A 13,274-nucleotide genomic window follows, 5' to 3' on the forward strand; every position below is an offset into this window, starting at 1 on the left:
AGGTTCCAAGTGTCACACATCGCAAAAATTGGCGTGAAAAAGAAAAGAACGAAGTTAATCAACATTGTTAACTTACGTTTAAATTTGAACCGTTGACGTTGTATGAAAGCCTGGCACACCCTTGATAAACGTGGGCCAGACTTTACCTTGATAGTCGATGGGTAAAATTAAGAAATGACGTTAACGCAAGCCCAACGTGATGTCGTTGATGTAGAAATTGCCCGTATAGACTTTATCGTTATTACCGTGGGATTCTAATGCAAAAAACTGCTTATCTTCATCGTTTAGGGCTTGATACCCCCCGATCACCTGATAAATCCACACTTCAGGGTCAAAGTCTAAAGCCTGTTCTTCAAAGTAATCCAGCGCCGTTTTAGGCTGACCAGAATCGATGACTTCACAGAAATACGCTTCTACCGCTTGCTGCAATGGATCTTTTTCAAGTGACAAGGTCGATTGCTCAGTCACATCAATGTCGACTGGTTTCGTGTCTTCGTGCTTAGTCTGACGTTTGTGTACGTGGGTTAACGACGCCACTATATTTTGGTAATCGGCTTCATGCTCAACGTTGTTCACGTCTGGTGCTGCGTTAGCAATAATCGCGTCCGATTGGTTAAACAACACAGGCACATTAGTCAGGTTAGCGTAGTTGCCTGGCACAAAATCAGGCAGCTGCTCCATGTGTAGCAAGAAGCCTTTAAGCAAGCGTGTACGGCCTTGGAACTCTCTAAACCGGCCTAACAAGTCTAATAAGCGTGCTTGTACTACTGATAATTCCTGTGCGGCCTTGGCAAAGCGCTGCTGTAGCGACACCACCAGCAAGTGACGAAGTTCGCGATTAGAACCTGCCAGTTCACTTAACTCATCGAAGCGGAAACACTCAAGCTGGGCAAGTAAGTCGGTTACCTGTCCCTGCGCTAGCTCATTTTCGCGAATTTTAGCTTCAACCGAAGACACGTAGCCAAACTCGTTGTTAATACGGCCAAACATGACACGCACGCTATTACTCAATGATTCTGAAAGTTGATAGACATGCTCGGTTAAATCGCCCATGTGGGCTGCCGCTTCATTGTACTTGTTGTAGTGAAGGGCTTCTTTATAGTGCTCGGTCAGGGTTTTAAGGCTTGCCAGCGACGCACCAATATTGGCGTTGATAGTTCGGTTGCGCTCGTCTTGTAAGCTGCCCTCTAAAAGGGTTCTCACCGCGCTTTTCAAACGCAGTTCGCTTTGCGCTTCCGGACGCCACAACACGCCTAGTTGAACAAGCTGTTCCAACACCTTAGGGCTGTGATCGCGCTCTTTTACTGAACCATTAATGTACGCCTGCATAATCAGGTCGCTGTGACGACCCAATGCGTTTAATAGTTTAGTTCCTGCCTGAATTAACACCTGGCTCATATCAAGCTACCTTGCGAAATAGCGGCCTCCGCCTGCTCAGATAAGCTCAGCGCTTCAGTTTCATCAATGAAACGTAGCATTTCGTAAAGGTGTTCAATTTTGCCAGTGCCCAGATAAATCTGTTTATCTGGGTTTGGCTTAATCAGATAACCCATTTCGGTCAAGCGTTTAAACACCTGCTTTAGCTGTCCATCTAAGTTCACGCTGGTGGAGCCAAACATTCGATAACGCGATATTTTTTCTAGCTGCTCAGCATAGGCGGGCGTATCTTCAATGGTAGTTTGCAGCTCGTTTAATCGAATCGCGCTGCCCATGGTAATGGGCATATCAGATTCATTGGCTTGCTGAACCAGCAGCAACCACTCTACCAGAGGCACTAGGTTAGATGCTGTATCTTGGAACTGCTGTGTAAGCACTTTGCGCTCGTTCTCACCAATGGTGAGGAAGCTGGCAAAGAATACGTCACCCTCAGCGGTGGTCGATAATGTACGATTTAATAACGCTAAATGAGGCTCTAACTGCGCAGCGTTGTCTCTTGATTTAAGAAAACGCCATGCCTCTTCATCGGTCACCTGACAAATAAACGCGCCTTGTAAAAGTGCACTCAGTACACGGCCTTGTTCTGTCATCATGCTGATGTCTCCTTGCCTACTACTTCACCGTTCTTTTCTGCTTCTTTTTTCTGTTTAATGCGCGCCCCTATAGAGCTTGCTTTTGGCTGAACCACCTGCAGTTGGCGGGTTACCTTATCTATCAAGTAGCGGTTTTCAAACAACGTCAATACTTCTGACTCTGGGTTAGGGAATGCGCCGACTACACTAATGTTATTGTTTTGACACGCTTCAAAGATTTTCTTCACGTTGTTTTGGTGAAGTGTACCTAGTTCATCGATAGGCCAGTGCACTGTGGCGTCGGCATCACCGCGCAGAAGACGGGTGAAAGCGAGTAAGAATTTACACAAGATTAGGTAGGCCATACCGTGACTTGATGACTCGTTAAGCTGGCGGTCAGTACGAATGACAAGGTCACTTTTACCCTCACGAAGGTGTAGCTCGATATCAAGTAGCTTGCTAATACCGCCCGTAAGCGCTGCACGGCCTAGAATATCAAGAACCCGGCGCATACTTTGACCGTATTCTTCTTCCGGTAACTCGTTAGCCCCCTCTTCCATCCAGTGTTCATAAAGCTTTCTGAATTGCTCAAGTTCGGGCCAGAATTCAAGTTCACTAATACGTGAGCGAATTTTAACAGCCGAGTCTGATACACCATCAAGAGAAAGATCGCCGTCGACCTCTTGGGTAATACGGCGGCTTTGCGACACAATGCGTTTGTCGATATCGGCAAGTACAAAGTAGTATTGCGAAAGATCGGCACCAAAGATACGGCCTTGCTCACGCAAGCCCTGTAGCTTCTGGGGAACAATCACGTTTAGAAGCTGTGCTAAATGCGACACCATACGGCGGTGATCAAAGCTCTTCACGCCGTGAGCGTTCAACGTTGCGCACTCTTCACGGGCGCGCTCCCACGTATCCGACAAACCTGTGCCCGCTTGCGCGGCAATAAGCTGGTCGAATCTTTCTACATAGGCGCGAATATCGCTTAGTAAGTTTTCGCGCTCTTGAAGCTGGCTTTGCACTTCTGAGATACGCTGACCAATACTTACATCGTCATGCTTAATTTCAGCCGTTTCATCACCCGCTTGAAGCGTAAGCTTGGCAAGAGATTTACTTAAGGTTTTAACCTGTTCTAGGTGCTCACTGGCAGTTTTAAGCGTAGTTTCAAGCTGCCCGTGCTGCTCTTGAAGCTGTTCGCGGTTAGCTTTATAGGTTGCTTGTTTGCTGGCTAAATTACGCTCAGATTCGCCCAATAACTTACGCGACTTAGACAAGCCTTCCTGCCATACCACTTTTTGCTTGGTAAACACGTTAGTGTACCAACGCTCGTAGTCGGCTACTTTATGACGGTGGGTTTCAGTGCGCGTAATGTCTTCTTTAAGCGTATTGATTTGCTTTTTAAGCTGACCTATTTCATCAACATCCACGCCGCGATTACTTAATTCGCTTTCCAGCCAACTCTGCATATCTTTGCGGTCTTGTGCAGCGTTGTCTTTCGCCTTACGCATGTCGCTATCAAGCTGAGATATACGTGCTTCACTGTCAGCAATAAGCTGCTGCCAATGGAATTTGTGTTCGGTTTCCGCTTCGCGCTGCTGATCTTTAATTTCGTCACGACTAAGCTCAAACTGCGCCTTCGCTTGCTTTTGCGACTGTTGATTTGCTTCAAGCTTAGTTTTGGCTTTTTGCTTACGTGCAGAAAGCGCCTGCTGATATTCGCTAAGTACCGTATCGCGGTCTTGCTGTGCGCGTTTACGGCTGGCTTCGGCACTTTTAACGGCGTTGTCTTTTTGGGTAACCACAAGCTCGGCGTTGCGCACATCTTCGTTCGCTTTCGCCAAGCGCTGTTCGCATTCGTTTTGCGCAGCAAGGGCAGCGGCTTGACGAATTTCAGCTTCTTGCAGTTGCTGCTTAAGGGCTTGCTCGGTAAAGGCATAGTCTGGGGTATCAAGTTCAGTAAGTGCTAACTTAACGCCCATAAAGGTATGGCTGTCGCCTTGTGCATCCTTTGCCATAGCAGGGGCTAAATCAGTGCGCTCTAGTAGCTCAGGGCGAATAACTTTACCTAAGGATAACTCCCAGTCATCGACATTGGCGCGCAAGAACTCAAGTAGCGAGCCTTCGCCGGGGTAAAGAAGCGCATTAATTTTGTTAACCGCTTTTTCTTCTTGTTGAAAAGCGTTGCGTGCTTTATCTAACGCATTTGAACATTCTTTGCGAAACTCAACTGATTTACTATGCGCCTGCTGCGCTTGTCGCAGTTCTCCGCGCGCTGCATCTTCGTTGATAGATGCTTCTTTAATGGCCGCATCAAGAATATCTAGCTGAGATTGTTCAAACTCGTTGTAGCCTGCGTTACTTAGTGAAGCTTTTAGTTCAGCTTCAGCTACCTTTAACTCATTCAAACTATTTTGGTAGTCGTTCTGAAGCGCATTTAGCTGGCTATTGTAGTCGCTCTGAATGCGACTTAATGCTTCACGCTCGCTCTGCTGCTGCTCAGCTTTATTCTCTGCGGCTTCTTGGCGTGCGGCTGACATTTCTTCCAGGGTAATTGACAGCTTTTCACCTAGCTCAGCCAAGCGCTTGTTGTAGGCCGACTCAATATCTTGGTGTTTTTCAGTAAGCAGTACATAGCGACTGTCGGCCATGGCCTTTTCATTTTGCCACTGCGCTAGATTTGCCACATCTTCTTTAAGCTGCTCAATATTTTGGTCTTGCCACTTATCGAATTCACGCTCTACCGTATCAAGTTCACTGGTGAACTTCTCAACATCGGCACGAGCAGATGAAATAACCTGATTTAGGTGATCGCGGGTATCACCCCATTCGCTGTCCGTTTGTTTGCGCTGGAAGCTATTCTCATCCAGTTCATTCTTTGTAGTTTCAACGCGCGCAGCCAAGTAGGTCTTATCAAGCTCGAAGCTATGCTTAAGGTTAGCAAGCACTTGCTCTGTTGTGGTTAGCGCCATGTCAGCTTGTTCGAGTTTAGAAAACTCAGGGCGAATTTTGTCGAATTGTTTAATTAAATGACATTCTTTAATCCAGTCATCGACGCGGTGGCTGCTTAGGCCTGAAGTAGGTGGCGTAACGCCATCCTCTTCTAAAATGGCGGCAATCATGGCCTTGATGGTTTCCATCTTGCCTTCTTTAGAGTGAACCGCTTTAGCCAGTTTCTCGATGTGGCGCATGTGTTTCGACGGTTCGCAAAGGCTAAAGATTTTGGCGTAGCCTAATAGCTCACGGGCATTGTTACTCTGGTTAAGCACACCGTGGTCGTTTTGAATGATGGCGCGGAAGTCTTTCGTATTAAGTAAGCTCGTAACCAATATGTTGTTACGCTTCATGGCACGTGCAAGCTCGGCGCTGCTTACACTGGCGTGTTTGCCGTTCTTTTGCTCTATCAAGTAGTCACTGATTTCAAATGGCTTGCCAATTAAACGGTAATTTACGCCCGTACCATTTGAGCTTAACACTGCTTGGCACAGGTCACCTTCAGCACGCGTGTATTCATAAATAATAAAGCTAGACAAACGAGGCAAATACCAGCGTTCAAAGCTGTCACGGGTTGCCGGTACCACGCGACTTGGGTACTCGCCGTAAAACACGGGAATAAGTCGTTGAAGCGTGGTTTTACCCGACGCATTGGTACCACAAATATTGGTGTGTCCATCAAGCTTTAGCTCGACTACGCCTGGTAAATGCGTGTCGATAAGAATAATACGTTTTAAGCCTGCCATAGTGTTCCTGTATCAATAACTCTGCCGCGTGAACGCTCACACAGCACAAAACTGTACCTGCTTTGATAGGGTAAAAGTTGCCTACCTGAAAGAAAGCGAGCACATGCGCACGATGTAGCCCGTCAGTGTATTATGAATTCACGAATTTGCACAGATGCGCGGTGATTTGTTGGTTATAAAGCATGCTATTGTTTAAAAGTTAAGTTGGCAAAGCTTTTAAATATCCCAATAACGCCACATAAATATAAAGCGACACGTACTGATTAGGTACGTGCCGCTTTAGCAAAAGCATTGAGCTTTCATAGAACAGCGATGAAATGAACTGTTTCTACAAGGCTGTTCATCAGTTGTTTTACTTCACTGACAATACATTCACCGACTCTGGTGCGGGATACATCATGCTAAAGCTGGGCGTAATATCACCCGAGGCTGCATTTAGAATATTGTCAAAGCGCAGGATCATGCCATTTGATTTTTCAGCAACATATACATGACCATTGCTGAGCATCAAGTCTACCGGATTACCCAACGTTGAGTTCGGTCCTGCAATATTGACGGATACATCCGTTATGCCATCGGCACTGCCTGCGCCAGGAATCACGTACAATTTACCGTCAGTAGCATCCGCTGCGCTGCCTACATCAGAAATGACCAAACTATCGCTTTGGCTATCATAGTCTATGCCATGGATGTTGGTTGGCGCGGCAAATGCTGTCCCACCACTTGCAGGGACAATCAGCCTGTCTTCACCCGTAATTACGGTTTCACCGCTTTCCATTTTGCGCATCACTTCTTCAAACACGGCAACCGAACCGTTAGTTAACGCCAGATACGCGCTATCAGTTGATGGGTCGTAATCCACATCCCAAGGGCGCGCCCCGTTGGCAGCTTCAAGTGTTAATAGAGGCGCAACATTGCCTGATGCACAAGGCGAAAATACGCGAACGGCAGGAGTAGCTTCGTTAACATCTGCCACAAATACCACACCTGCTTCTGAGGCAATGTCTAACCCTTTAGGTGCAATCAAGCCTGTATCGCTACCCGCAATCATGTGGTCGAAACTATCGCTATACATCATACCGTCTCGCATGGCATTGAGGCGATTAATCACGAGTAAACCACCCGTTGAGGTTTCAACATCATCGAAGGTAATAACGCCATCACCGCTAGCCGTGAAAGCGGCACTCTCAATGCTCATACCAGCGTCAAAAGTGCTTAGCTCACTGGAAAGTACAGCGCTGTATTGCGCTACTTGCCCCGTGGTTGCACCTTCGCTTGCAGGGTTACTTGATACCGAAAGGCCCATAATAGGCATGGTAGTTATGCCATCGTCCGATGCGTCTTTCATCTCGTTCAGCTGAGTTAACTCGGCCAACGACTCTGGTTTTACTGAAGGCGTTGATAGCGTTGGTGCAACGTCGCCACTAGCACCGTTGAATATGTTTGAGAACACCAAAATGGCGTCATTAGATTTTTCCGCCACGCGAAGATCAGAACCGGTTAAAACAATGTCTACTGGATTACCAAGCTGGGTCGATGCGCCGCCAATCACTCTACTTGGTACAACAGCCCCGTCAGCCGTAGAGACATTTTCTAAAACAAAAATTTGACCATCATCAGCAATTGCAGCATCGCCAACGTCTGACAATACCATACGATTAGACATAGGCTCGTAAGCGATACCGTGCAGATTAATCGATATTTGATTTCCGTCTGCATCTGAAGGCACCACTGAACGCATAACTGTGGGCGCAAAATCAGAACCAGCGACATTATCGTAAACCGCGAGTGTCCCATCGGTCAGTGCAACAAACAATCTATCGCTTTGTTCGTCATAGGCCACATCCCATGGTTTTGCTGAGGTCATTATTTCTGCAATCGGTGCAACATTGCCTGCTGCTTGGCCACCGAATACGCTAACCTTTTGACCGTTAAAGTCAGCCACCATAACTAAACCTGCATTTTCAGCAAAGGCAATACCTTTCGGATTAACAAGGCCCGTAGTTGCGCCCGTTATCTCATGCCCTGTACTCATCATGTAGTCGGCTTGAGCTTCAAAATTACAAAGCGTTCTTAATAACGGTAAATCACTGTCGCCAGCTTGTACCAAGCTTCCGCTTTGCGTGAATACAATCCCCTCATTCGCTCCAGTGGTTACCGTAGACAAAACATTTGCGTTTTGGTCAATCGAAGTAACCGTATTGCGGTTGTCATCGCCATTATTTGCGACCAAGAATGTCGCAGACGCGAAGCCTGGGGTTCCATCTTGACCGGGTGTACCATCTTGACCGGGTGTACCATCTTGGCCAGGCGCGCCATCAGTCCCATCGACACCATCTGTTCCGTCGTCACCGTCGCAGGCACTTAGCGCGAGAACCATTGCCGTCGCCAACAGTGACAATTTTAATTTTTGCTGTGATGTTTTATTGAATTCCATCTTCATCTCCGTACTTGTTGATTCGCGAAGAGACGTTTCTTAAACGCATAATGCGATAAGTACTGCTCACGTCCTGTTCAACAAGCCAAACGACTGATGAGTGATAATGGATGCAAAAAAATAAAAAAACCTCAATGCATTGCTGCAATTGAGGTTTTTAAGCATTGTTAAGTAATGCGACAGTCTTTTAACGTGGTGGGAAGCCACCGCCTCCACCAAATCCGCCAGGGCCGCCGAATCCACCCGAGCCGCCTGGACCACCAGGGCCTCCAAAACCGCCACCCGGAGGCATCATGCCTTTCATCTGGCGCATCATCTTCTTCATGCCGCCGCCAGACATCTTCTTCATCATTTTCTGCATTTGCGTAAACTGTTTAAGCAAACGGTTTACGTCTTGAATTTGCGTACCTGAGCCTGCTGCAATACGGCGCTTACGCGACCCTTTAATCATATCGGGGCGCGCACGTTCGGCCGGTGTCATTGAATTAATGATGGCTTCCATTTGGTTAAACTGCTTGTCGTTTGCCTGATCTTTAATTTTGTCAGACATACCGCCCATGCCAGGAAGCTTATCAAGCATTCCCATCATGCCGCCCATGTTCTTCATTTGCTCAAGCTGATCTTTAAAGTCTTGCAGGTCGAAGCCTTTTCCTTTCTGTACCTTCTTGGCCAGCTTTTCCGCTTTCGACTTATCGACTTTACGCTCAACCTCTTCGATAAGGCTAAGTACGTCGCCCATGCCCAAGATACGAGACGCAATACGCTCAGGGTGGAAAGGCTCAAGTGCATCAACCTTTTCGCCCATACCGATAAACTTGATAGGTTTACCCGTGATGTGACGAACCGACAGTGCAGCACCACCTCGTGCATCACCATCTGCTTTGGTCAGTATTACACCGGTTAGCGGTAGCGCGTCGTTAAACGCCTTTGCCGTATTCGCAGCATCCTGACCGGTCATGGCATCAACCACGAACAGAGTTTCAATTGGCTTAACTGCAGCGTGAAGCTCTTTAATTTCGTCCATCATGTCGTTGTCGACATGCAAACGACCTGCTGTATCCACTAGTAGTACATCGAAGAAATTCTTCTTCGCTTCAACAATGGCATCGTTAACGATATCAATGGGCTTTTGTAAAATCGTTGACGGGTGAAAAGCTACATTCACTTCACCGGCAAGGGTTTCAAGCTGCTTGATAGCGGCCGGACGATAAACGTCGGCACTCACTACCATCACTTTCTTTTTCTCGCGCTCAGTTAGGTATTTCGCAAGTTTACCTACAGACGTAGTTTTACCCGCACCTTGTAAGCCCGCCATAAGCACAACAGCCGGAGGTTGAGTTGCGAGGTTAAGCTTTTCGTTCGCCTCCCCCATCACCGACTCTAGTTCAGACTGAACGATTTTAATAAATACTTGGCCAGGCTTGAGGCTTTTGGTTACTTCGGTACCAACTGCACGCTCTTTTACCTGTGCAACAAACGCTTTTACTACGGGTAGCGCAACGTCGGCTTCAAGTAGCGCCATACGCACTTCGCGTAGCGTTTCTTTAATATTGTCTTCAGTAAGACGCCCTTTACCGCTGACATTTCGTAATGTCTGGCCTAAGCGTTCTGATAAATTCTCAAACATAGTATGAAACTTCTTTTTATTTCAGACGTAATGCCCGCATTGTAACGTAAAAGCGAACGGTAACGTACCCACAATTGCGGTTAAATTTTTAAACTTTTGCGTTAAGGGTTATCGAAATTTGATGTACGAATTTCGAAGTCGATATGGAGTAAAAATTGTTCTTCCATGATCCTATACCCACACTAAAAGTGGGTGTGAAACAAACAAAATCAAGGAGATGGTTGAATTTACTTGCAAGTTGCAGTATCAATACCGACTCAGTCGGTGAAGACGTCACCTACCTATTACAGGACGCATCATGAACACCCTTTTCGCCATTTCTGCTGCTTTACTCTACGCATTAGCTGCGGCAGTACTTATTGGCAAATTCGTACACCAAGACGGCCCGAATAAGCGATTAGGGCTATCCATCGCTAGTGTTGGGGCAATTGCACATATCGCTTTTCTCACCAACGTTATTATTGTCGCGCCTGGGCAAGACATGAGTGTAACCAACGTGCTTTCATTAGTGTCGTGGATAATCACAGTATCCATGCTTATATTTGCCCGCGCCATTCCTAATCTTATTTTACTTCCTGTTGTCTTCGGCTTTGCAAGTCTTACGGTACTCGCCTCGCAGTTTATTCCCGTATCGTACATCATGCACATAGAGCTGCAGCCGGGCTTAGTTATCCATATTAGTTTGTCATTGTTTGCTTACTGCACTTTGGTCATTGCATTCTTATATGCACTGCAAATGTCCTTCATTACCTACCGGTTAAAGCAAAAAGGTGCTGCGCTACTACATTCATCACTACCGCCTTTAATGCTTGTAGAAAACATTTTGTTCAAGCTGTTGCTTGCGGGAACTTGTTTACTAACCGTCTCACTAATTAGCGGGTTTGTTTTCTTAGAAGATATGTTTAACAAAACTTACGCGCATAAAACGGTGCTATCAGCGGCCGCTCTCGTTGTTTTTCTCATTCTTTTAATAGGCCAGAAACTTCGAGGTTGGCGCGGGCGACAAGTTATTGTGATGACAGTCTTGGGTGTGACGCTACTGTCCCTTGCCTATTTTGGTAGCAAATTAGTACGCGAATTTCTTCTTTAAAACTCCCTGTATTTATTGCTGAGCTCGCTGCCGGGCTGGCTTTTTAGGCGGCTCGGCGGCGCTTGTCACTTTTTGGTGTTATCTAGTTAATTAGGGGCATATCAGCAATTTTCCCTTGAAACTCGCACCTCAAATCAATACATTTGAAGCCTAAGTTAAGACAGGAACCCATTAATTGGACGACATATCAACGAGTACGCTGTTTATCGCGCTCGGCGTACTCATATTACTATCTGCGTATTTCTCTAGTTCAGAAACTGGCATGATGTCGATTAATCGTTATCGACTCAAGCATTTGCAAGGAGAAGGCAACCGCTCAGCTATACGTGTTGCTAAACTTCTAGAACGACCTGATCGCCTTATCGGCCTTATTCTCATCGGAAACAACTTAGTTAATATTGCAGCATCCTCGCTTGCAACCATACTTTGTATTCGTTTATTCGGTGACTATTGGGGGCTGTTTGCTGCTACCTTTGGCTTAACGCTGGTCCTACTTATTTTTGCAGAAGTAACGCCGAAAACACTAGCTGCGCTGTATCCAGAAAAAGTGGCATTTCCGAGCTCCATTATTCTGCTTCCACTACTTACCTTGCTGTACCCTTTTGTGGCAGCGATTAACGGTATCACAAACGGCATTCTAGCTTTGCTAAGAATTAGTCCTGCAAGTGGAAGTGACGACTCGTTAAGTCGAGAAGAGTTAAGAACCGTGGTTTTTGAAGCTGGTGCCATGATCCCTAAGCGACACCAAGATATGTTGGTGAGTATTTTGGACTTAGAAAGCGTAACGGCCGAAGATATCATGGTGCCACGTGCTGAAATTTTTGCTATCGACATTAACGACGATTGGAAGAAAATTCAAAAAGCGTTAACCCATGCTCAACATACCCGTGTTTTATTATACCGAGACAGTGTCGACGATGCGGTAGGCTTTGTGCATGTGCGTGACGCTCTGCGCCTACTATCAAAAGACCAGTTTACTAAATCAAGCTTGCTTCGCGCTGTTCGTGAGATTTACTACACGCCTGAATCTACCCCGCTGCACACGCTGATGTATAAGTTTCAAGCCGAAAAAGAGCGCATTGCTCTGGTTGTTGATGAGTATGGCGACATTATGGGTCTAGTCACTCTTGAAGATATTCTTGAAGAGATTATCGGTGACTTTACCACCAGTATGGTTCCAGACCACAGTAAGGAAGCACACGTACAACAGGATGGTTCAGTATTGGTTGATGGTAGTGCCAACGTCCGGGAATTAAACAGAGAAATGGATTGGAACCTGCCTACGGAAGGCCCTAAAACCCTTAATGGTTTATTACTTGAGTATCTTGAAGATATTCCTGAGAACAAAGTAAGCGTGCGTTTGGCGGGTTATCCGTTAGAAATTGTAGACATTTCAGAAAGCATGATAAAAACCGTCAGAATCATGCCGGAATACTATGTTGCACCTAAAGAGTCGAATAACGACCACTAAACGTTTTGGTGGTTAACCTGCCTTTCGGCCTTATCAGCTAACCTTTTGATTCGTCAGCTAGACGCTGTGCTCTATTTGCCAGCGCTCTAGCTTTCGCAGCAGCGACCTTATCTGACAATTCAGATAATTTGGCAATAATATCCTGCGTCTCCTTATCTTCACGTAAATCTGCCTCCGCCATATGCGATTGCAATGAACGTTTAAGGAGCTCAGGAATAGATTTGCTGTCCATTTCCCAACCCTTCAATAGAATAAACTTTGACACTCTCAAAGAGTCTATCGACCATGTGGGAATATACTTAACGATTAATTGTTCAATTTCCGAAATTAATCGCTAAGAAGGAGCAAGGCGTTTACAGTCCTTGATAATGCGTTACCAGCGTGCCTTTGTGCTCTTTTAAAGAGTACTTGATAACAGCAATTGAGGCCGTAGAAAACAAACTTGTGGTGTAAGACTGGCACAGTTCATCAACGAGATAGCTAACTAGCGGCATGTGACTAACAACAAGAAGTTTTTTGATTGGTTTTTTGGAATTGACCGCGGCGTGAAGAAGTCCATCAATATAATCACTCACCAGTCTTGGCGAGCCTTCCGGAACAATATCTTCATTATTTTCAACTTTGTTCGCAATGATATCAAGCGATACCATATCATGGGTCTGTTTGGCTCGACGATAAGGGCTCACAAGCGCTAAGTCCACAATGCCTTTCTGGCAATACTGATCTTTTAACCATAAAGCTGCTGTTTTGGCTTGCTCTCTACCTAATGGTGTAAGTTGCCTGCTTTTATCATCGAGTCTGGGCGCTTCTGCTTCACCGTGACGCATAATGAAAAGATAAATGTCGTCGTTGCTACTTTGACCTGACATAACATTGCGCATAGTATTAATGAAAGTATGC

At 46.1% G+C, this 13,274-nt stretch carries 9 protein-coding genes; 2 read left to right on the forward strand and 7 right to left on the reverse strand.

The annotated features are described in order from the left end of the window. Nucleotides 1-180: 180 nt before the first annotated feature. From KUL49_RS08570 to ffh, 5 genes are all read right to left on the reverse strand, one after another. A complete protein-coding gene (locus KUL49_RS08570) occupies nucleotides 181-1,398 on the reverse strand; it encodes a phosphoenolpyruvate carboxylase (RefSeq protein WP_131137022.1) in 1,218 nt (405 codons plus the stop codon). Next, entirely contained in the window at nucleotides 1,395-2,030 is a 636-nt protein-coding gene (locus KUL49_RS08575) for a hypothetical protein (protein ID WP_014978725.1), read from the reverse strand. Before KUL49_RS08575 ends, KUL49_RS08570 begins: the two co-directional genes overlap by 4 nt. Next, entirely contained in the window at nucleotides 2,027-5,749 is a 3,723-nt protein-coding gene (locus tag KUL49_RS08580; RefSeq protein WP_131137023.1) for an ATP-binding protein, read from the reverse strand. The genes KUL49_RS08575 and KUL49_RS08580 overlap by 4 nt, the downstream gene beginning before the upstream one ends. Before the next feature lie 352 nt (nucleotides 5,750-6,101). Continuing rightward, nucleotides 6,102-8,186 carry a YncE family protein gene (locus KUL49_RS08585; protein ID WP_131137024.1) on the reverse strand — a complete coding sequence of 695 codons (2,085 nt, stop codon included), beginning with the start codon at nucleotides 8,184-8,186 and terminating at the stop codon, nucleotides 6,102-6,104. A 187-nt stretch (nucleotides 8,187-8,373) separates the two neighbouring features. Further along, on the reverse strand, nucleotides 8,374-9,813 hold the full coding sequence (gene ffh / locus KUL49_RS08590) for a signal recognition particle protein (protein WP_131137025.1): 1,440 nt from the start codon (nucleotides 9,811-9,813) through the stop codon (nucleotides 8,374-8,376). Nucleotides 9,814-10,111: 298 nt separating this feature from the next. Here ffh and KUL49_RS08595 point away from each other — a divergent pair, with 298 nt between their 5' ends. Together KUL49_RS08595 and KUL49_RS08600 are read left to right on the forward strand one after the other, a co-directional pair. Then, entirely contained in the window at nucleotides 10,112-10,903 is a 792-nt protein-coding gene (locus KUL49_RS08595; protein WP_131137026.1) for an inner membrane protein YpjD, read from the forward strand. A 175-nt stretch (nucleotides 10,904-11,078) separates the two neighbouring features. Beyond that, nucleotides 11,079-12,374: an HlyC/CorC family transporter gene (locus tag KUL49_RS08600; RefSeq protein WP_014948817.1), complete on the forward strand. Its 1,296-nt coding sequence runs from the start codon at nucleotides 11,079-11,081 to the stop codon at nucleotides 12,372-12,374. 37 nt (nucleotides 12,375-12,411) lie between these two features. Here KUL49_RS08600 and KUL49_RS08605 read toward each other — a convergent pair whose 3' ends face one another. Further along, nucleotides 12,412-12,606, reverse strand: a complete 195-nt coding sequence (locus tag KUL49_RS08605; RefSeq protein ID WP_014978722.1) for a hypothetical protein — start codon at nucleotides 12,604-12,606, stop codon at nucleotides 12,412-12,414. Between the two features lie 121 nt (nucleotides 12,607-12,727). Beyond that, a complete protein-coding gene (gene sixA, locus KUL49_RS08610; protein WP_014976012.1) occupies nucleotides 12,728-13,243 on the reverse strand; it encodes a phosphohistidine phosphatase SixA in 516 nt (171 codons plus the stop codon). Nucleotides 13,244-13,274 lie beyond the last annotated feature (31 nt).

The sequence above is a fragment of the Alteromonas sp. KUL17 genome, assembly GCF_006538305.1.
GTDB classification, from domain to species: Bacteria; Pseudomonadota; Gammaproteobacteria; order Enterobacterales; family Alteromonadaceae; genus Alteromonas; species Alteromonas macleodii.

Excerpts from the sequence above, each read along its gene's own strand:
- KUL49_RS08570 (WP_131137022.1), bottom strand. The coding sequence starts at position 1,398 with ATGAGCCAGGTGTTAATTCAGGCAGGAACTAAACTATTAAACGCATTG.
- KUL49_RS08575 (WP_014978725.1), bottom strand. The coding sequence starts at position 2,030 with ATGATGACAGAACAAGGCCGTGTACTGAGTGCACTTTTACAAGGCGCG.
- KUL49_RS08580 (WP_131137023.1), bottom strand. The coding sequence starts at position 5,749 with ATGGCAGGCTTAAAACGTATTATTCTTATCGACACGCATTTACCAGGC.
- KUL49_RS08585 (WP_131137024.1), bottom strand. The coding sequence starts at position 8,186 with ATGGAATTCAATAAAACATCACAGCAAAAATTAAAATTGTCACTGTTG.
- ffh (WP_131137025.1), bottom strand. The coding sequence starts at position 9,813 with ATGTTTGAGAATTTATCAGAACGCTTAGGCCAGACATTACGAAATGTC.
- KUL49_RS08595 (WP_131137026.1), top strand. The coding sequence starts at position 10,112 with ATGAACACCCTTTTCGCCATTTCTGCTGCTTTACTCTACGCATTAGCT.
- KUL49_RS08605 (WP_014978722.1), bottom strand. The coding sequence starts at position 12,606 with ATGGACAGCAAATCTATTCCTGAGCTCCTTAAACGTTCATTGCAATCG.
- sixA (WP_014976012.1), bottom strand. The coding sequence starts at position 13,243 with ATGTCAGGTCAAAGTAGCAACGACGACATTTATCTTTTCATTATGCGT.